The organism is Roseovarius atlanticus (assembly GCF_001441615.1).
Classification (GTDB): domain Bacteria; phylum Pseudomonadota; class Alphaproteobacteria; order Rhodobacterales; family Rhodobacteraceae; genus Roseovarius; species Roseovarius atlanticus.
In genome coordinates, this window is sequence record NZ_LAXJ01000018.1 from 44,805 (window position 1) to 63,424 (window position 18,620).

Here is an 18,620-nt window from a genome sequence, read left to right on the forward strand (position 1 = left end):
CCCTTGCCGGACCGTCCACATTTTATAGGCCCTCGGCTGGGCGCCCTGCAACCCAGACGTGCAAAATATCCTCTCCCAGGGCCGCCTCCTCTACAAGCTCGAACCGGCTTGCCCCATCCAGCCGGTCCAATCCCAGCGCCCCGATCCCCGGCAAGCCCTCGGCCCCCATCGCGAACCCGGCGGTGATCCCGGCCATCCGGTCCACCAGGCCCTCGGACAAGAGCGAGGCCGCCAGCGCCCCACCGCCTTCGCACAACACCCGCGTCAGCCCGCGCCGCCCAAGTTCGTTCAGGACAGACCCCATGTCCAGCTGCCGTCCCGACAGGCCGCAAGGCACCATTTCGGCGCCAAGCCCTTTCCATGCATCGACCAGAGCGGCATCCGCATCGGGGCCGTGGCACATCCATACAGGAACCTCTTTCGCGCTTCTCGCCAGCGCAGACATCAGCGGCACATCCAATCGGCGCGACACCACCACGCGCACAGGCTGGTGCGTGGCACCCATGTCGCGCACCGTCAGCGACGGGTCGTCCGCCCGCGCCGTGCCCGCGCCGACCATGACGGCATCGTGACGCGCACGCGCGGCGTGAACCCAGCGCCGCGCCTGCGGCCCGGTGATCCACTGGCTGTGCCCGCTGGCCGTGGCGATCCGCCCGTCGAACGACGTGGCCAGCTTCAGAGTCACCTCCGGGCGCCCCCGTGTCATCCGGCTCAGGAACCCGCCAAGGTCATATCGTGCCTCCGCCGCGCACTGCCCGATCTCAACCGCGATTCCCGCCTCGCGCAGCGCGGCAAAGCCCCGTCCCGACACCCGCGGATCGGGGTCGCCTATGGCCACCACCACCCGCGCGATCCGGGCCGCGATGATGGCGTCGGTGCAAGGGGGCGTTCGTCCGTGATGCGCGCAAGGCTCCAGGCTGACATAGGCCGTGGCACCTTCCGACGCCGCGCCCGCCTGTTCCAGCGCCACGCGCTCGGCATGGGGGCGCCCGCCAAGGCCCGTCGTGCCGCGGCCCAGGATGCGCCCGTCCTTCACGATCACGCAGCCCACGGCAGGGTTGGGCCAAGTCCGGCCCAGCCCCCGACGCCCGAGGCCTAGTGCCAGCCTGAGGAAGCGGATGTCGTCCGGGTTCACGTCTCTCCGGGCTCTTCCACCACGCCGGGCCGCAACTCGCTTACGAACTTGTCGAAATCGTCCGCCGCCTGGAAATTCTTGTAAACGCTGGCAAAACGGACATAGGCGACCGTGTCGATACGGGCCAGGCTTTCCATCACGATCTCACCCACGGTCTTCGACGGGATATCCGTCTCGCCCAGCGACTCCAGCCGCCGCACGATTCCCGAGATCATCTGCTCCACCCGTTCCGGCTCGACCGGGCGTTTCTGCAAGGCGATCCGGATCGACCGTTCCAGCTTGTCCCGGTCGAAATCCTCGCGCCGGCCATTGGTTTTGACCACCACAAGGTCGCGCAATTGCACGCGTTCATAGGTGGTGAACCGCCCGCCGCATGCCGGGCAAAAGCGCCGCCGCCGGATCGAAACATGATCCTCCGCGGGGCGTGAATCCTTCACTTGAGTGTCGATATTTCCGCAAAACGGGCAGCGCATCGGCCGGTCCCCTTTTCTTCTCTGCCTCTGACGGTCATGGGTCTATTGCCCAGTTATCCACAGCTACTATAGGGCAGCCGCAAAGTTTTGGGTAGAGGGCAAATGCAGCCGCAACATCAAGCGTCATTTTCGGGCCACGATGCTGCGACGAAGCGTCTAAGGAACGCTGGATGTCCAGTTTCGTTGCCTTTCTATCTGATGAATCAAACCTTGAGGGACCATCATGACACGCAAGACTCTCTTTATCACCGGCGCCTCCACCGGCATCGGTGCCGAAACCGCCCGCAAGGCCGTCGCCGGCGGCTGGAACGTCGCGCTCTTCGCCCGCAGCAAGGACAAGCTCGACGCGCTGGCGTCAGAGTTTGGCGACGATCACGCCCTTGCACTGCCCGGCGACGTCACCGACATGGAAGAGCTGAAGAAGGCCATCGACAGTGCCGCGGATCACTACGGAGGCCTCGACGCGGTGTTCGCCAACGCAGGTCGCGGGCTTGACACACCGGGAGTAGAAAACGGCGATCCCGACGAATGGCGCCAGATGCTCGATCTCAACATCAACGGTCTGCTCTACACCATCAAGGCGGCGTTCCCGCATCTGCAAAAATCCAAGGGCCACGCGGTGCTGACAGGTTCGGTCGCAGGCAAGATCCACCTGCCCGGCTCGATCTACGGCGCGTCCAAGTGGTTCGTCCAAGGCTTCGCCGGCAATCTTAGCCAGGAAATGCGCGAATGGGGCGGCCGTTGCACGGTGATCTGCCCTGGCATGGTCGATACGCCGTTCTTCGACGAGGCCAAGCCCGACAAGCTGAAACCCGAGGATATTGCCGACGCGGTGGTCTTTGCCCTGAACCAGCCCGAGCGTGCCGACGTGCGGGAAGTGGTCGTGATGCCCACAGGCTGAGGCTCCTTCAAGAGTCAGACCAGATGCGCCGCCACCTTGCGGGTGTGCGGCGCATCGCGATGCTCGAAGACATAGATGCCTTGCCAGGTGCCCAGCACGAGCCTTCCGTCGGTCACGGGGATCGACAGGCTTACTGGCATCATGGTGGCTTTGATATGCGCTGGCATATCATCCGGTCCTTCATAGGTATGGGTCAAATACGCCATGGATGGATCGCTGGTTGGCGGCACTAATTGCGCGAAATAGTTCCGCAAATCGCTCTGCACTTCCGGGTCGGCATTTTCCTGGATCAGAAGGCTGGCGGATGTGTGACGAATAAATAGTGTCAGAAGCCCGCTTTGTACGCCCTGGTCCGCCACCCAGTCGGTCACGTCCCCGGTAAATTCGTACAGGCCTTGCCCTCGCGTCTTTATCGTGAACGCTGTTTGCATGTCCGCGTTGTACCGGTCTCAGCCGAACTCCGCCAGTGAGTCACTGTCAGGAACAAGGGGCGGGCCCGTTGCGTTTCTCCACTGGACGGAAAAGGAGGAACCAAATGTCTATCGGACGAGTAACCGAAATTTCCGCGACCTCGACAGAAAGCTTCGATGATGCCGTCAAGCAAGGCATCCAGCGCGCGTCCAAGACGCTGCGCAACATCGAAAGCGCGTGGATCAAGGATTCGAACGTCAGCGTGTCGAATGGAAACGTGTCGGAGTTCAGAGTGAACCTGGCCGTGACCTTCCTTCTGGACGACTGACGCCAGAGCGGGCAATGCGGGTCTGCTTCATGGACTTGCCGACGCTTAAGCCGAACCGACGCAAAGGTCCTCTTGGGCATACGGCCAAGGGGGCCTTTTCAATCGCGGCCCATCTGCTGATCGACCATCCGGCAGCGCGGGCCGCTCAGTACCAGAAATCCTGTTGGTCTGCGACGACCATCAACACTGGCTGCGGATCGGGTTCGTCCGCCGCGGAGCTGGCATTGCCCGCTGTCAAGACGGTACCGCGGTGACTTTCCGCAATCGAAACGGGAGGATCCAGATCAATCCAGATCATCTCTTCCAATCCGCCGCCGCTTTCCGCTCCCGGCGCGGCTTTGAAGACAAAAACGTCGGCGCTATGGACCATGCGGTCTGACATCGGACAATCTCTCCTTCAACGGTCGCGGATACAAATCTCAGGTATGAGACGTCCTGCACTCCTGCGAGGTTCAATTTCCGTCAAGGATTTCCGCCTGTCAGAAACCGGGCTTCGACAGCCCGGCCTTACTGATCGAGGAACGACCGAAGCTTGCGCGACCGGCTGGGATGCTTCAGCTTGCGCAGCGCCTTGGCCTCGATCTGGCGAATACGTTCGCGCGTGACCGAGAATTGCTGGCCGACTTCCTCTAGCGTGTGGTCGGTGTTCATCCCGATGCCGAACCGCATCCGCAACACCCGCTCCTCGCGCGGCGTCAGGCTGGACAGGACCCGCGTCGTGGTTTCCTTCAGGTTGTCCTGGATGGCCGAATCCAGCGGCAGGATCACGTTCTTGTCCTCGATGAAATCGCCCAGCTGGCTGTCTTCCTCGTCGCCGATGGGCGTCTCGAGGCTGATCGGCTCCTTGGCGATTTTCATCACCTTGCGGACCTTCTCCAGCGGCATCTGCAGCTTCTCGGCCAGCTCTTCCGGCGTCGGCTCGCGGCCGATCTCGTGCAGCATCTGGCGGCCCGTGCGCACCAGCTTGTTGATCGTCTCGATCATGTGCACCGGGATACGGATGGTGCGCGCCTGGTCGGCGATCGACCGGGTAATGGCCTGCCGGATCCACCAGGTGGCGTAGGTCGAGAACTTGTAACCCCGACGATACTCGAACTTGTCCACGGCCTTCATCAGGCCGATATTGCCTTCCTGGATAAGGTCGAGGAACTGCAGGCCCCGGTTGGTGTATTTCTTGGCGATCGAGATCACCAGCCGCAGGTTTGCCTCGACCATTTCCTTCTTGGCCTGCCGGGCTTCCTTCTCGCCCTTCTGCACCTGGTTCACGATGCGGCGGAACTCGCTGATGTCCAGGCCCACATACTGGCCCACCTGGGCCATGTCGGCACGCAGCTCTTCCACCTTTTCGGGGCTGCGCTCCATGAACATCTTCCAGCCGCGGCCCTCTTTCTGGGCCATGTCTTCCAGCCAGTTGGGGTCCAGTTCGCGGCCGCGATACTCGTCGACGAATTCCTTGCGGTTGATGCGGGCCTGGTCGGCCAGCTTCACCATCGCGCTGTCGATCTGCATGATCCGGCGGTTGATGCCGTAAAGCTGGTCGATCAACGCCTCGATCCGGTTGTTGTGAAGATGCAGCGAGTTGACCAGCTCCACGATCTCGGACCGCAGCTTCTGATAGGTTTCTTCCTGCTTGTCACTGAACGACCCGTCCTCGTTCAGCGTGGCCGAAATGCGGCTGTCCTGCATCTCGCTCAGCTTCTCGTAATCCGACGCGATCCGGTCCAGCGTCTCCAGCACGCGCGGCTTCAGCGTGGCCTCCATCGCCGCAAGGCTCATGTTGGCCTGTTCTTCCTCGTCCTCGTCGTCGTCGCTGGCGATGGGGTTGCCGTCAGCGTCCAGTTCAGGATCGTCCTTGGATTCGGATTTCTCGTTCGGGGCGCTGGCGATATTGGCGGCCTCGACCACGGGCTCATCGGTCTCGCCGTCGCCCATCTGGTTGCCGAATGTGGTCTCAAGGTCGATCACATCGCGCAGCAGGATGTCTTCGCCCAGTAGCTCGTCGCGCCAGATCGTGATCGCCTGGAAGGTCAGCGGGCTTTCGCACAGGCCCGCGATCATCGTATTCCGCCCGGCCTCGATCCGCTTGGCGATGGCGATCTCGCCTTCGCGGCTCAGAAGTTCGACAGACCCCATCTCGCGCAGATACATGCGCACCGGGTCGTCGGTCCGGTCGAGCTTTTCATCCTTGCCCGATCCCAGCGCGACCTCGCCCTTCTTGCCGATCTCGGCAACGGCGGTGGTCTTTTGCTCTTCTTCCTCGGCTTCTTCTTCCTCGATGATGTTGATGCCCATCTCGGACAGCATCGACATCACGTCCTCGATCTGCTCGCTCGACACCTGGTCGGGCGGCAGCACATTGTTCAACTGGTCATAGGTGATGAAGCCGCGTTCCCGCGCCTCGCCGATCATTTTCTTGACGGCCGCCTGGCTCATGTCGAGCGAGATTTCGGCGTCCTGTTCCTCGGTCTTCTGATCGTCGTCGGTGTCTTTGGCGGCCATTCAGCTCTCCTGGTCCCATCCGGGTGAAGGTGATTCGCTAATCCGAATCAACATGGCGACGGGGTGATTCGCAAACCCTTAACCCCTGATTGCTTAAGATTACATTCAAAGCGTTACCCTTCAGACCCTTTGTTGAAGCCGATCTGATCCAGCAACGCATCGAATCGCTCTCTCTCTGCGCGGCTGACCGGGGCACCGTTCCGGCCCCGCTCATATTCCGTCTTGTCTTCCTGCTGGCTGGTCCATGCCCGGTTGCGGGCCTGTGCTGCCTCGTTCAGCCGCCAGGTGACGGCTTCATCGGCAACACCAGCAATGTCCTGCTCGGCCTCCCGGATTTCAGCCGCCAAACCGCGGTCTGCCTCCAGCTTCGCCAGTGTTTCGCCAACGGTCATACGGGCAAGCTCCGCATCCCCCGGGCGCCGCACGGCAGGAACTAAGGCGACATGGGGCAGCGACAACAGTTTTTCAACCACGTCGAGCCCCAGTTTTTCCGACAATTCGGCCTCCAGCGTGCCGGTGCCGCCCGGCTGATGGAACAGCAGCGCATCGCGGATCTGTCCGTGATGCGGCGGCTCGCATTGCAGGCGATCGAGGTCGGCCTCGAACTCCGGCAGGATCTCGGGATTGCGAATGAGGGTCGCCAGCACGACAGCTTCGCGCAGATGCGTTTGCGCGGCCTCGCCCGACGCCACCAGCAAGGACGATTTCGTCGTGGCCCGCACCGGTTCGATCTTCTGCCACTTGCCGCCCCGCGCCGCAAAGCCGCCGCCGCCCTTCGGCTTGGGCCGGAACAACTGCCAGCGCAGGTCCTTGATGGCCTGCCCGTAATGGCTGCGCAGGCTGGGGTCGCGGATCGTCATGATCTTTTCGCGCAGCGCCTTGTCCAGCGCCGCCTTGCGCTCTGGGCTGTCGAAATCGCGCCCTTCGGTCTCACGCTGCCACAACAGGTCAACCATCGGCATGGCCTTGTCCAGCAGCGCCTGAACGGCGCTTGCGCCTTCCGCGCGCAACAAGTCATCGGGGTCCTGCCCTTCGGGCATCAGCACGAAGCGCAGCGACTTGCCCGCCTCCAGCAAGGGCAGCGCCAGGTCGATCACCCGGTAGGCCGCGCGCAGCCCCGCCATGTCGCCATCCAGCGCCATGATGGGCTCGTCCGCGATGCGCCACAGCATCGCCAGCTGGTGCTCTGTCACCGCCGTGCCCAGCGGCGCCACAGACGCGCCGAACCCGGCCTCGGCCAGCGCGATCACGTCCATATAGCCTTCGGCGACGATCAGCGGTTGCCCCTTGCCCGCTGCCTCACGCGCGGGGCCGTGGTGATAAAGCGTGCGCGACTTGTCGAAAAGTTCGGTTTCCGGGCTGTTGAGGTACTTGGCATTATCGGTCGGGTCCATCGCCCGACCGCCAAAAGCGATGCACCGCCCGCGCGGGTCGCGGATCGGGAACATGATGCGGTTGCGGAACGTGTCATAGGGCTTGCCGCCCTTGTTGCTGGGCTTGGCGAGGCCACAGCCAAGGATCAGGTCGTCCTCCACCCCCTTGCCCTTCAGGTGGTCCCACAGGTCCTGCCAGGCGTCGGCTGCGAACCCGATGTCGTACCGCTCCTGCGCCGCCTCATCCAGTCCCCGCCCCGTCAGGTAGTCGCGCGCCGCGGCCCCCGCCCCGGCCTTCAGCATCAGCCGGAAATGGCGCACCGCCATCTCCATCACCTCGACCAGTTGCGTGCGCCGGTCGGCCTTGGCCTGCGCCTGCGGATCGCGCTCGGGCACGGGCATCCCGGCCTCCTGCGCCAGGATCTTTACCGCCTCCATGAACTCCACGTTCTCGGTCTCGCGTATAAACGAGATCGCGTCGCCCTTCGCATGACAGCCGAAGCAATAGTAATAGCCCTTGCGATCATCGACGTGAAAGCTGGCGGTCTTTTCGTGATGGAAGGGGCACGGCGCCCACATGTCGCCCTTGCCTTGGTTGGACTTGCGGTTGTCCCACATAACCTTGCGCCCCACCACCTGCACGATGGAGGTGCGGGTGCGCAGCTCGTCAAGGAATCCGGGTGGCAGGCTCATGTCGTCTAATATGGGTCAACCGGATGCCCGCGCCAAGGCGATTTGCGCGTCTTAGGGTTCGAACCCCAGGCAACCGTCGCGATACCGCTTTGTTACCGCGCGGGCCGCACCCGGCTTTCGCATCTCCTGCGCGTCGATCGTGAACACCCAGTCCACCAGCGGCGGCACCATGGGCGTCAGCCGGGCCTCGACCTTGCCGGCGCCGCCTGTCAGCTCCTGCTTTATGCGCGCGGCGTCCTTGCCGGCCTTTCGCTCGGTGGCCGCCACCTGGACGATCTTCGCGGTCTCGGTGCAGACGGCGGTCTTGTCCACCGCGGCCGTCGCGGCCAAAGGCACCGCGAAGAAAAGCACCCCGGTCATCCACAATCTTTTGTCAAACATCGCCCGTCCTTTCGGCAAACCGCGGTAACCACCCAACTCTGTCAACGCCCGCCCCGCGCCGCAACCCCTTGCAGGGCAATGCCAAGCTCGTGCACCAGCGTGTGCGCGAACGCGCGAAACACCATCACCAGATACGTCGCCTTGCCCGTGCGGGTTAGCGACGCCGCCATGTGCCCCAGTTCGGTGCGCGCGGTATGCCGTATCTCGAACACGCCCGGCCGCAGGTCCACCGGCGTGAGCCGCGCCAGCGCCTCGGCGGCCCTGTCGCCCTCGATCTCGACCACCGCCCAGCCATCGGACTGGTCCGCCACCGCCGCATGGTCTTCCAGCCCACCCTCGGGCGCCATACCGATCAGCATCGCCTGCGCGCGCCCGAACCACAGGATCCCACGCCCGGTCGTTCCCGTCATCCGGCCCGGCTCGGGCCAGCGCAGCCCCTGCGCCGCCTCCAGCGCATCCGAAAGCGCAGCGTCGCGTTCGCGATAGGGCATCACCAGCGTCAATGCACCCAAATCCACTTCCCGCACGCGCACGCCCGACGCTTCCATCGGCAACAGGCTCTCCAGCGGCATCCTTGGCTTCAGATCAGCCACGCATCCGCCCTCCCTCGGGATCGAAGCCACCGGGCGCCACCACCTCGCATAGCGTTGCCGAGCCTTTCAGATGCTCCACCATCCGGACATGCTCGCCGATCCGCGCCCGGCCCCGCTCCAGGAACCCCAGACCGATCACATGCCCCAGCATCGGCGAAAACGCCACCGAGGTGATGTAGCCCTCGTCATTCTCGCTCACCACCTCCGCGCCGGGCGCGAACAGATGCGCCCCGGCGATCAGTTCCTTCACCGTGCCCACCGGCTTCAGCGCCACAAACTGCGCCCGGTCCTCGTCCATCAACCCCGGCCGCGCGGCCATCGCCTTGCCGATGAAATCCTTCCTGTCGCTCATCATGCCCTGCATCCCAATGTCAAAGGCCGTGGTGCGCCCGTGGATCTCGGCATGGGTGATGAACCCTTTTTCGATCCGCATGACATTGAGCGCCTCCATGCCATAAGGCCCGCCCTCCATCGCCTCGGCCTTGGCGACCAGCTGGTCGAACAGCGCCGCGCCGTGCCGCGCCGGCACCGCGATCTCGTAGGCCAGCTCGCCCGAGAACGAGATGCGGAACAGCCGCGCGGTAACTCCCTTAGTTCGAACGTCCCCGCAGGCCATGAAGGGCCAGTCGCCATTGGCCAAGTCCTGTTTCAACACATCCTCAAGCAGCGCACGGGACATAGGCCCGGCCACCGCGAACTGTGCCCATTGCTCGGTCACCGAGGCAAAGCGCACATCAAGATCGGGCCGCAGCACCTGGTGCGCGAATTCCATATGCCGCATCACCTGCCCCGCCGCCGCCGTGGTGGTGGTGACCAGGAAATGCCGCTCGCCCAGCCGCGCGCAGGTGCCGTCATCCATGACGTGCCCGTCCTCGCGCAGCATCAGGCCATAGCGCACGCGCCCCACCTTCAGCGCGGACATCATGTTGGTGTACAAAAAGTCCAGGAATGCCGCCGCGTCCGGTCCCTGTACGTCGATCTTGCCCAGGGTCGAGACATCGCAGATGCCCACATGGTCCCGCACCATCCGCACCTCTCGGTCGCACGATTGCCGCCAGTGCGTCTCGCCCGCCTTAGGGAAATAGCTGGGCCGGTACCACAGCCCCGCCTCGATCATCGGCGCACCCCGCCCAATACTGGCGTCATGCGAGGTGGTGAACCGCTCGGGTGAGAACCCCTTGCCCTGCGCCCCCGCCCCCATGGCGGCAATCGGCACCGGCACGTAAGGCGGGCGAAAGGTGGTCGTCCCGGTCTCTGCGATCCCGCGCCCGGTGGCATCGGCCAGCACCGCCAGCGCGGCGACGTTCGAGTTCTTGCCCTGATCCGGCGCCATGCCCTGGGTGGTGTAGCGCTTCATGTGCTCGACCGAGGTGAAATTCTCCTGTGCGGCCAGCGTCACGTCCTTCACCGTCACGTCATTCTGGAAATCCAGCCATGCCCGGCCCTTGCCCGGCACATGCCACAGCGGTTTGATCTGGTATACACCGTCTTCCGCCTTCGGCACGGGCACCTCGGCCCCGTTCAGCCCGAGGTCGTCGACCACCGCCTTGCCCGCCGCGGCACCGCTTTCAAGGCATTCGCGGGTGGAAAACATTCCCATCGCCGCCCCAGCATAGCGCATTCCCGGCACCGCGCCCTCGCGCGGCACGAAGGCAGCCAGCCCTTCGTCCCACACCGGGCGCGCACCCATATGACAGCTTAAATGCACGCTGGGGTTCCAGCCGCCCGACATGGCCAGAACGTCGGCCTGCACCGTCTCGATCCGGTCTCTGTGCAGAAAACTCACACTCTCCAGCGCCTTGCGCCCGCCGCTGTCGCAAACCTGTCCGCCCGCGTAGAACGGCACATCGAGGTCACAGGCCGCATCCGCCCGCGCGTCGATCAGCGCCGATACATGTACCCCCGCCGCCAGCAAGTCCCGCACGGTCTGGTGCCCTGCATCGCTGTTGGCAAAAACCGCCACCCGGTTGCCGGGGCACACCCGCCAGCGGTTGATATAGGCCCTAAGCGCGCCGGCCATGATCACGCCCGGCCTGTCGTTGTTGGAAAATGCCACGGGCCGCTCGATTGCGCCCGCCGCAAGCACCGCGCGTTTCGCGACGATCCGCCAGAAACAGCCTTTCAGCGCGCGACCCGGCTCCAGCCGCTCCAGCGCACCGAATGTGCCCTGGTCATAGGCTCCCACCACGGCGGTGCGCGTCATCACCCGCACGTTTTCCATCGTCCTCAGCCGCGCCTGCATCGCCTCGGCCCAAGCGGAACCCGCCTGCCCGTCCACCTCTTCGACTTCGGCATTCAGCCGCCCGCCCAAGCGCGTGTCTTCCTCGGCCAGGATCACGTCCGCCCCGGCCTCTGCCGCCGTCCAGGCCGCCATCAGCCCCGCTGGACCCGCGCCGATCACCAATACGTCGCAATGCGCAAAGGCCCGTTCCCACCGCTCGGTGCTCGCCTCGCGCGACAGCGCCCCCAGGCCCGCAGCCTGGCGAATGACCGGCTCGTACAGCTTTTCCCAGAACGCCTTGGGCCACATGAACGTCTTGTAATAAAACCCCGCCCCCAGAAACGGCGAGAGGAGGTCGTTCACCGCCATCAGGTCGAATTCCACCGAGGGCCAGGCATTCTGCCCGTAGGCCGCCAGCCCTTCCTGCAACTCTACCGTCGTCGCCCGCGCGTTCGGCTCCTGCCCCGGGCCTCGCCCCAGCGTGACCAGCGCGTTGGGCTCCTCGCTTCCGGCGGTGAAAATGCCCCTGGGCCGGTGATACTTGAACGACCGCGCCACCACCTTGACGCCGGCGCCGATCAGGGCCGAGGCCAGCGTGTCACCCTCGAACCCAAGGTGCTTCCGCCCGTCGAAGGTAAAGGCCAGTCGCCGCGTTCGGTCGATCAGCCCATCGCCATCCAGCCTCATCGCGCCGCCTCTTCCGCCAGCACGGCGCCCAAGACCGCATGGCTGGCCGTGTCCCGCGTCACCACGATCCAAGCACCGCAACCGCTTTCGTGAAACCAAAGGTCGCGCGTCTCGCCACAGGGGTTATCGCGGTTGTGCACGTAATAGTCCCAAGCCTCTGCGCCCGCGCCCTCTTGGGGCCGCTCCAGCGCCACCGCGTGACCGGCATAATAGAATTCCCGGCGGTCGCGCTCGCCGCAAATCGGACAGGGCAGCCTCACAGCCTGCCTCCCGGCGTGGTGCCGAACGTCCCTGTCGCCTCAATGCAGGTTATGCTGCGCACCGGTCCCCTCCTCATCCATCAGCCCGCGCCCGGTGCGGAACCGGTCCAGCCGCAGCCGTTCCGCTGCCGTGTGCGGGCGGTCCGTCGCCACCAGATGCGCCATGCAATGCCCCGAGCCGGGCACCGCCTTGAACCCGCCATAGCACCAACCGCAATTCAGGTAGAGCCCCTCGACCGGCGAGCGGTCGATGATCGGGCTGCCATCGGGGCTCATGTCCATGATCCCGCCCCAGCTGCGCAGCACCTTCGCCTGCCCGATCATCGGCATCAGGGTCATGCCCGCCTCCATCACGTGCTCGACCAGCGGCAGGTTCCCCCGCGCGGCATAGCTGGCATACATGTCCAGATCCCCGCCGAAGACCAGCCCGCCCTTGTCGGACTGGCTGATGTAGAAATGCCCCATGCCGAAGCTGACCACATGGTCGATGCAGGGCTTCAGCCCCTCGGTCACGAAGGCCTGTAATACGTGGCTTTCAATGGGCAACCGCATCCCGGCCATCGCCGCCACCTGGCTTGAGCGGCCCGCTACGATGATGGCGACCTTTTTGGCCCGGATCGCCCCGCGCGAGGTCTGCACGCCCTTGACCACGCCGCCCTCGATGTCGATTCCCGTCACTTCGCAATTCTGGATCAGGTCCACGCCCCGCTCGCTGGCCCCTCGCGCATAGCCCCATGCCACGGCATCGTGCCGGGCCGTCCCGGCGCGCCGCTGCAACAGGCCGCCATAGATGGGAAACCGTCCTTGATCGTAATCCAGATACGGCAGGACCTTCTTCAACTGCCCTATGCTCAGCAGCTCCGCATCGTCGCCCTGGTTGCGCATCGCGTTGCCCCGGCGGATCGCCGCGTCCCGCTGCCCGTCGGAGTGAAACAGAACGATCTGTCCGCGCTGCGAATGCATCACGTTGTAATTGAGTTCCTGCTCCAGACCCTCCCACAGCTTCAGCGAATGGCTGTAGAATTCCGAGTTGCCCGGCAGAAAATAATTCGCCCGCACGATGGTGGTGTTGCGCCCCACGTTGCCGCCGCCAAGATACCCCTTTTCCAGCACCGCAACATTCGTGATCCCGTGCTCGCGCGCCAGGTAATAGGCGGTCGACAGCCCATGCCCGCCGCCGCCGATGATCACAACGTCATAGGCCGCTTTCGGACTGGCATCGCGCCAATGCGCCTGCCAGCCGCGATTGCCGGTCAGACCTTCTCTGAGAACGCGCAGGCCCGAAAACCGCATTCTGAAATTTCTCCATCGAACTGGTATGGAGTGAAGCAACTTCCGCCGAAGAGTGCAACGGGCACCGCGCTCCCTAGCGCAGATGCGCCGGCACCGCCGCCTGCCGCTGTTCCAGTGGGATCACCGTCACCGGCGCGATCGGTGCGCCGTCGCCGTCCAGAAGCGGGTTCGTTTTCGCGCGCCCACCGATCCACGCGCCGACCATGCGGCGCAGAACCTGAAGGCCGGCGCCGGCAAAACCGCGATCCGCCTTGGGCGCCCCCGGCTCCGGTCTTGCATATTTTGTGAAAGCTCGGCATCGCGATGGTCCCAGTCCGGCCGCCCCGCCCTCCAACTCGGCCTGCCGCAGAACCACGCCCACGAAAGGCAGGTGCACCCGCGACATCGTGTTGAAAATGGGCGTGTCGCAGCACCGCGCGTGCCAACGGTAAAGCCCCTTAGGCGACAGGCGCAGGATTTCGAGATGCTCGGCCCCGGAGTCCATCGCAATCCGATCCGGCGTGGTCTGCCAGATCTCGCTGCCGCCGCCGGGCGACAGCAGATCGTCTTCATGACCGAAAAGCCCCGCCGCCGTCTGGCAGTCCTTGCAATAACACGTCACGCGCATGCCCGCCGCCGGGGCGGGCACTGCAAGTTTCACTTCGACCGCGCCGCAGCGGCAGGTTTTCTTCACCGTCGCGGTCATCTTCCCGCGCCTTAAAGACCCGCCGCGCGGTAGCTCGTCGCGACCTTGCCGATCGAGACCAGATAGGCCGCCGTGCGCAAATCGGTCACGTCCCCGCGGTCGTGCCAGGTTTCGCGCATCGCCTGGTAGGCCGCGCGCATTGTGTCGTCTAGGCCCGAGCGGACCAGCTCCAGCTCGCCCGCGCCGCGCAGGTACTTCTGCTTGAAGTCCGGCGTCATCGACCAAGCGCCTTCAAGGTGATCATCCAGCCGGCTCAGCTCCTTCACGATCAGCTCGTGCCGCGCCTCTTCCTGCCGCCGGCCCATCCGGCCAAAGCGGATGTGGCTGAGGTTCTTGACCCACTCGAAATAGGACACCGTCACGCCGCCCGCGTTGGCGTACATGTCGGGGATGATCACCGTGCCCTTGTTGCGCAGGATCTCGTCGGCGCCCGCCGTCACGGGACCGTTGGCCGCCTCGATGATCAACGGCGCCTTGATCCGGTCGGCATTGCCAAGATTGATCACACCCTCCATCGCGGCGGGGATCAGGATGTCGCACTCCTCTTCCAGGTATTTCGCTCCGTCCTTGATATAGTTGCCGGACGGATAGCCGTCGACGCCGCCATGCTTGGCGATCCAGTTGCGCAGATCTTCCACGTCCAGACCGTTCTCGTCGAAAAGGCCGCCGTCGCGCTCGATCACCGCGATCACCTTGCAACCGTCCTCCTCGGACAGAAACTTGGCGGCGTGATAGCCCACGTTGCCCAGGCCCTGCACGATCACGCGCTTGCCGTCCAGCGTACCGCTCAGCCCGGCCGCCTTGATGTCCTCGGGATGGCGGAAAAACTCCTGCAACGCGTATTGCACGCCGCGGCCCGTGGCCTCGGTCCGGCCCTGGATGCCACCCGCATGAACGGGTTTGCCAGTCACGCAGGCCCGCGCATTGATATCGGTGGTGTTCATCCGGCGGTACTGATCGGCGATCCATGCCATCTCGCGCTCGCCCGTGCCCATATCCGGAGCGGGCACATTCTGCGCCGGGTGGATCAGGTCGCGCTTGGCCAGCTCATAGGCAAAGCGCCGCGTGATCAGTTCCAGCTCGTGCTCGTCCCATTCCAGCGGGTCAAGGCACAAACCGCCTTTCGAGCCGCCAAACGGCGCCTCTACCAGCGCGCACTTATAGGTCATCAATGCCGCCAGCGCCTCGACCTCGTCCTGGTTCACCGCCATGGAGTACCGTATGCCACCCTTCACGGGTTCCATATGCTCGGAATGCACGCTGCGATAGCCGGTGAAGGTGTGGATCTGACCGCGCAGCCGCACGCCGAACCGCACCGTGTAGGTCGCGTTACAGACCCGGATTTTCTCTTCCAGGCCCGGCGGCAGGTCCATCAGCGCGACCGCGCGGTTGAACATAAGATCCACGCTTTCGCGGAACGTCGGCTCCTTGATCGGTGCATTCATGGTCGGGTCTCCCTCTTCTGGCGCATGTGGCACGACTCCCCATAGCCGCCATGCATGTCACAATGGTTAAGGGAAGTGTCCCGATTGTCCACCATAGATACCCGCCCGGGTTCGGACACCGCCGCATCACACCGAACCACACCCGATCACCGCTTTGTCAACTTTTCCGTAACAGTCGGGAAAATCTGAAGGATTTATCCCTTGTCCGGCGTCAATAGGGCCAATTTCATCCCGGTTTCGCCTTATTTTGACCACAGACCTTTCTGATAACAGCAGGGATTTAATCCGTTCCTGGGGCGGGAACCGTCCAACGAGGTGTCATAAAATGAACGTGTCGAAATTTAAAGTCCGGTCGCTGCAAGGCACATGTCTGCCAACATACGCCATGGCGCGCCGCCGCGTTTCGAATTTTCGCCGCGACGAGGATGGTTCGATGATCATCCTCACGCTTTTCATCTTCATGTTCATGCTGGTGATGGCCGGCCTCGGCATCGACACGATGCGCCACGAGATGCACCGCGCGCACCTTCAGGCGACGCTCGACTCCGCCGTTCTGGCCGGGGCCGGCGCCTCGTCAGAAGATGAAGCCAAGCATGTCGTCGAAGATTATTTCGCCAAATCTGGGATGGCACAATACCTCAAAATGATCAACGAAGACGACATCACAATGACACTCAACACGTCTAAAGTGACGGCGTCCGCCGATTTCGACATGGACACATACCTGATGAAGCTTTCAGGAGTGGAGCAGCTCTCGGCCACGGTCCAGTCTACGGCCGAGATGCGGATACCCAAGCTCGAAGTAGTTCTCGTCCTGGACGTATCCGGATCGATGGATGACAACGGGAAGATCGGCAATCTCAAGACTGCAGCCAAGTCATTTGTGACTAAAATCCTTGGCAACTCCGTGGAAGGCAGCACCGTTATCTCTATTGTGCCGTTCAGCACTTCAGTCACGCCCACGGACGGGATCTTTGATGTACTGGCTGTCGGCGAAGACCATTCCTGGTCCAACTGCCTTTACCTCGAAGAAAACGACTACTCACACCCTTCTCTAGCAACGGGTTCTTCTTCCAACAGTTCGGGTCAGAACCTCAAGCAGGCAGTGTACACATCGATGTATGGCGGATTTGACGATTTAGACTCGGAATGGAGGTCCTGCTATACGGACGAGTACTTCCAGATTATGCCCTATTCTTTCAGCGTCGCGGATTTGCACGCCAAGATCGACGGGCTTGAAGCTGCAGGCAACACGTCGACCGATCAGGGGATCAAATACGGCTCCGCACTGTTGCACCCTGACTGGCGCGAAGTGTCTGCGGCGCTCATCGCTAACGGGGAAATCGATGCGTCTCTGACGAACGTCCCCGCCGACTACGACCAGCCTGAAACGCTTAAGGTCATGATCGTCATGGGCGACGGACAGAACACCACGACGTATTTCTTTGACAAGTCGAACCCCGAATTCCGAGGCGCCCATTCTGATCTCCACGAGGTCAAGTACGAGAACATGACATTCGAGTATGCCTTCCAGAACCGCAACAAGGATCGTCACTATGATCACCCTTGGTACGAGCAGATGTGCTCCAAAGGTGGATGGGAATGTATCTACTCAGGTGACGGCATCGAAAGGTCGGCATACTTCCTTGAAGATCCCGATCCGACCAACCGACACGGGGATTACGAGAGAGAGGCTTTCTATAACGTTGAGTCAGGTACCTGGCACACGGCCGCGGAATTCAATGGTTTCAAAGATAGCATCCCTGGCTTCATCTCCAGCAACGACCTTTCCTGGGAAGTAGCATGGGGCCTGATGTCGCCTTATTATTATGGGCAAATAACGGGGAACTGGGAGCCTTGGAATGACTACCGCTATTCCGAAAGCATCACCGGCGAAACCAAAAACCGGCGGATGAACGAAGTCTGCGGTGCCGCGAAAAGGGCAGGCTCCATCATCTACACGATTGGCTTTGAAATCTCGGAGGGTGGCGTTGCCGAAACTGCTCTTAAAGGCTGCGCTTCGTCCGACGCGCATTACTACCGTGTCGAGGGACTCGACATCACCGATGCGTTCGGTTCCATCGCCGGCAACATGCAAGCCCTGAGGTTGACGCAATGATCCGCAGACTTAAAACAGCGCTTTTGCGTCTGGGCTATGAAGAAAGCGGCTCGGCATCGGTCGAATTCGTCATCATTTTTCCGATCTATCTGTCGTTCATCCTGATGTCGATCGAGCTGGGTTTCGTGACGATGCGCCACACGCTGCTGGAACGCGGCCTGGATATCGCGGTGCGCGAGGTACGCCTCGGGACAGGTACCGCCCCCCAGCATGACGCCATCAAGGATATTGTCTGCGACAACGCAGTCATGGTTCTGAACTGCAAGGACAAGCTGCGGCTGGAAATGCGCCCTGCCGACATCTTCGCTCTGCAATCGCTGGATACGACGGCCGACTGCACGGACAAGGCCGAACCGGCCAAGCCCGTGCGCACCTTCACCCCCGGTGTGGCAAACCAGCTGATGCTGATGCGCGCCTGCTATAAGTACGAGCCTTTCTTCCCCGACGAATTCCTGGGCTCGGCGCTTGAAAAGGATGGCAGCGGCGAGGCGTCGATCATCTCCATGACCGCTTTCGTACAGGAACCGAACTGATGCTTATGGCCCGTCTCAAAGTTTCCCTGCGCAGCTTCTTCGAAGAAACGCGTGGCTCGCTTATGGTCGAATCCGTTGTATCGCTGCCACTGCTCTTTTGGGCCATGGCCGCCACGTTCGACTTCTTCGAGATCCACCGCTACAAGAGCGTCCGCGAAAAGGGCACGTTCACCATCGCGGACATGATCTCGCGCGAAACCCGCGCCGGGGGCCTGACATCCATCTATCTAGACAACGCCAAGATCCTGTTCGACGAGATCACCAATGACAACGGCGTGAACCAGATCCGCGTCTCGGTAGTGTCCTACGACAAAGACGACGACGAATACGGCATCGTCTGGTCTCAGGTGCGCGGCACCGGCCCGATGGGCGAGCTTACGACCGCGCAGGTCAAGGATTCGCACGCCACCCTGCCGGACGTGGCGGACGGTGAAGAGATCATCCTGGTCGAATCCACCTCGTCCTACGAACCGCTTTTCAACGTCGGCCTGAACGACGTGACCATCGGCACGCGGGTGTTCAGCGCGATCCGCTTCGCGCCCCAGATCTGCTACGAAGGCGTCTGCGGCCTGCAAAACTGACCGGTCCGC

The 18,620-nt window shown here is 63.0% G+C and carries 18 protein-coding genes; 5 read left to right on the top strand and 13 right to left on the bottom strand.

The window, feature by feature from the left end; translation table 11 throughout:
* Window positions 1-22: 22 nt before the first annotated feature.
* The gene (gene ribD, locus XM53_RS15075; protein ID WP_057794766.1) at window positions 23-1,135 is read right to left on the bottom strand and encodes a bifunctional diaminohydroxyphosphoribosylaminopyrimidine deaminase/5-amino-6-(5-phosphoribosylamino)uracil reductase RibD; all 1,113 of its coding nucleotides are present in this window, start codon (window positions 1,133-1,135) and stop codon (window positions 23-25) included.
* Window positions 1,132-1,608 (bottom strand): transcriptional regulator NrdR, encoded by a 477-nt coding sequence (gene nrdR, locus XM53_RS15080; RefSeq protein ID WP_057794767.1) that lies wholly within the window; start codon window positions 1,606-1,608, stop codon window positions 1,132-1,134. Before nrdR ends, ribD begins: the two co-directional genes overlap by 4 nt.
* 223 nt (window positions 1,609-1,831) lie before the next feature.
* Between nrdR and XM53_RS15085 the strand changes: the two genes are divergently transcribed.
* The gene (locus tag XM53_RS15085; protein WP_057794769.1) at window positions 1,832-2,509 is read left to right on the top strand and encodes an SDR family oxidoreductase; all 678 of its coding nucleotides are present in this window, start codon (window positions 1,832-1,834) and stop codon (window positions 2,507-2,509) included.
* A gap of 14 nt (window positions 2,510-2,523) precedes the next feature.
* On the opposite strand, the gene XM53_RS15090 is transcribed toward XM53_RS15085, so the two are convergent.
* The gene (locus tag XM53_RS15090) at window positions 2,524-2,940 is read right to left on the bottom strand and encodes a secondary thiamine-phosphate synthase enzyme YjbQ (protein ID WP_057794771.1); all 417 of its coding nucleotides are present in this window, start codon (window positions 2,938-2,940) and stop codon (window positions 2,524-2,526) included.
* A 104-nt stretch (window positions 2,941-3,044) separates the two neighbouring features.
* On the opposite strand from XM53_RS15090, the gene XM53_RS15095 reads away from it, so the two are divergent.
* On the top strand, window positions 3,045-3,248 hold the full coding sequence (locus XM53_RS15095) for a dodecin family protein (RefSeq protein WP_057794773.1): 204 nt from the start codon (window positions 3,045-3,047) through the stop codon (window positions 3,246-3,248).
* A 145-nt stretch (window positions 3,249-3,393) separates the two neighbouring features.
* Here XM53_RS15095 and XM53_RS15100 read toward each other — a convergent pair whose 3' ends face one another.
* From XM53_RS15100 to XM53_RS15145, 10 genes are all read right to left on the bottom strand, one after another.
* Window positions 3,394-3,630: a hypothetical protein gene (locus XM53_RS15100; protein WP_057794775.1), complete on the bottom strand. Its 237-nt coding sequence runs from the start codon at window positions 3,628-3,630 to the stop codon at window positions 3,394-3,396.
* Window positions 3,631-3,755: 125 nt separating this feature from the next.
* A complete protein-coding gene (gene rpoD, locus XM53_RS15105; protein ID WP_057794777.1) occupies window positions 3,756-5,747 on the bottom strand; it encodes an RNA polymerase sigma factor RpoD in 1,992 nt (663 codons plus the stop codon).
* A 113-nt stretch (window positions 5,748-5,860) separates the two neighbouring features.
* Window positions 5,861-7,813 carry a DNA primase gene (gene dnaG / locus XM53_RS15110; RefSeq protein WP_057794779.1) on the bottom strand — a complete coding sequence of 651 codons (1,953 nt, stop codon included), beginning with the start codon at window positions 7,811-7,813 and terminating at the stop codon, window positions 5,861-5,863.
* A gap of 51 nt (window positions 7,814-7,864) precedes the next feature.
* Entirely contained in the window at window positions 7,865-8,194 is a 330-nt protein-coding gene (locus tag XM53_RS15115) for a hypothetical protein (protein WP_057794782.1), read from the bottom strand.
* A 41-nt stretch (window positions 8,195-8,235) separates the two neighbouring features.
* The gene (locus XM53_RS15120) at window positions 8,236-8,787 is read right to left on the bottom strand and encodes a sarcosine oxidase subunit gamma (protein WP_057794784.1); all 552 of its coding nucleotides are present in this window, start codon (window positions 8,785-8,787) and stop codon (window positions 8,236-8,238) included.
* Window positions 8,780-11,695, bottom strand: coding sequence for a sarcosine oxidase subunit alpha family protein (locus XM53_RS15125; protein WP_057794786.1), 2,916 nt, complete (start codon window positions 11,693-11,695; stop codon window positions 8,780-8,782). Before XM53_RS15125 ends, XM53_RS15120 begins: the two co-directional genes overlap by 8 nt.
* On the bottom strand, window positions 11,692-11,955 hold the full coding sequence (locus XM53_RS15130; protein WP_057794788.1) for a sarcosine oxidase subunit delta: 264 nt from the start codon (window positions 11,953-11,955) through the stop codon (window positions 11,692-11,694). The genes XM53_RS15125 and XM53_RS15130 overlap by 4 nt, the downstream gene beginning before the upstream one ends.
* Before the next feature lie 39 nt (window positions 11,956-11,994).
* Window positions 11,995-13,248, bottom strand: a complete 1,254-nt coding sequence (locus XM53_RS15135) for a sarcosine oxidase subunit beta family protein (protein WP_057794790.1) — start codon at window positions 13,246-13,248, stop codon at window positions 11,995-11,997.
* A 73-nt stretch (window positions 13,249-13,321) separates the two neighbouring features.
* Window positions 13,322-13,933: a DUF6151 family protein gene (locus tag XM53_RS15140; protein WP_057794792.1), complete on the bottom strand. Its 612-nt coding sequence runs from the start codon at window positions 13,931-13,933 to the stop codon at window positions 13,322-13,324.
* 11 nt (window positions 13,934-13,944) lie between these two features.
* On the bottom strand, window positions 13,945-15,378 hold the full coding sequence (locus tag XM53_RS15145) for a Glu/Leu/Phe/Val family dehydrogenase (RefSeq protein ID WP_057794794.1): 1,434 nt from the start codon (window positions 15,376-15,378) through the stop codon (window positions 13,945-13,947).
* A 325-nt stretch (window positions 15,379-15,703) separates the two neighbouring features.
* Between XM53_RS15145 and XM53_RS15150 the strand changes: the two genes are divergently transcribed.
* The 3 genes from XM53_RS15150 to XM53_RS15160 are packed head-to-tail and all read left to right on the top strand — an operon-like array spanning window position 15,704 to window position 18,611.
* Window positions 15,704-17,497: a Tad domain-containing protein gene (locus tag XM53_RS15150; protein WP_236544522.1), complete on the top strand. Its 1,794-nt coding sequence runs from the start codon at window positions 15,704-15,706 to the stop codon at window positions 17,495-17,497.
* A complete protein-coding gene (locus XM53_RS15155; protein WP_057794798.1) occupies window positions 17,494-18,030 on the top strand; it encodes a TadE/TadG family type IV pilus assembly protein in 537 nt (178 codons plus the stop codon). The genes XM53_RS15150 and XM53_RS15155 overlap by 4 nt, the downstream gene beginning before the upstream one ends.
* Entirely contained in the window at window positions 18,030-18,611 is a 582-nt protein-coding gene (locus tag XM53_RS15160) for a TadE/TadG family type IV pilus assembly protein (protein ID WP_057794800.1), read from the top strand. The genes XM53_RS15155 and XM53_RS15160 overlap by 1 nt, the downstream gene beginning before the upstream one ends.
* The last annotated feature ends 9 nt before the right edge of the window (window positions 18,612-18,620 follow it).

Coding starts and splice junctions, on each gene's coding strand:
- nrdR (WP_057794767.1), bottom strand. CDS start 1,608: ATGCGCTGCCCGTTTTGCGGAAATATCGACACTCAAGTGAAGGATTCA.
- XM53_RS15085 (WP_057794769.1), top strand. CDS start 1,832: ATGACACGCAAGACTCTCTTTATCACCGGCGCCTCCACCGGCATCGGT.
- XM53_RS15090 (WP_057794771.1), bottom strand. CDS start 2,940: ATGCAAACAGCGTTCACGATAAAGACGCGAGGGCAAGGCCTGTACGAA.
- XM53_RS15095 (WP_057794773.1), top strand. CDS start 3,045: ATGTCTATCGGACGAGTAACCGAAATTTCCGCGACCTCGACAGAAAGC.
- XM53_RS15100 (WP_057794775.1), bottom strand. CDS start 3,630: ATGTCAGACCGCATGGTCCATAGCGCCGACGTTTTTGTCTTCAAAGCC.
- rpoD (WP_057794777.1), bottom strand. CDS start 5,747: ATGGCCGCCAAAGACACCGACGACGATCAGAAGACCGAGGAACAGGAC.
- dnaG (WP_057794779.1), bottom strand. CDS start 7,813: ATGAGCCTGCCACCCGGATTCCTTGACGAGCTGCGCACCCGCACCTCC.
- XM53_RS15115 (WP_057794782.1), bottom strand. CDS start 8,194: ATGTTTGACAAAAGATTGTGGATGACCGGGGTGCTTTTCTTCGCGGTG.
- XM53_RS15125 (WP_057794786.1), bottom strand. CDS start 11,695: ATGAGGCTGGATGGCGATGGGCTGATCGACCGAACGCGGCGACTGGCC.
- XM53_RS15135 (WP_057794790.1), bottom strand. CDS start 13,248: ATGCGGTTTTCGGGCCTGCGCGTTCTCAGAGAAGGTCTGACCGGCAAT.
- XM53_RS15140 (WP_057794792.1), bottom strand. CDS start 13,933: ATGACCGCGACGGTGAAGAAAACCTGCCGCTGCGGCGCGGTCGAAGTG.
- XM53_RS15145 (WP_057794794.1), bottom strand. CDS start 15,378: ATGAATGCACCGATCAAGGAGCCGACGTTCCGCGAAAGCGTGGATCTT.
- XM53_RS15150 (WP_236544522.1), top strand. CDS start 15,704: ATGAACGTGTCGAAATTTAAAGTCCGGTCGCTGCAAGGCACATGTCTG.
- XM53_RS15155 (WP_057794798.1), top strand. CDS start 17,494: ATGATCCGCAGACTTAAAACAGCGCTTTTGCGTCTGGGCTATGAAGAA.
- XM53_RS15160 (WP_057794800.1), top strand. CDS start 18,030: ATGCTTATGGCCCGTCTCAAAGTTTCCCTGCGCAGCTTCTTCGAAGAA.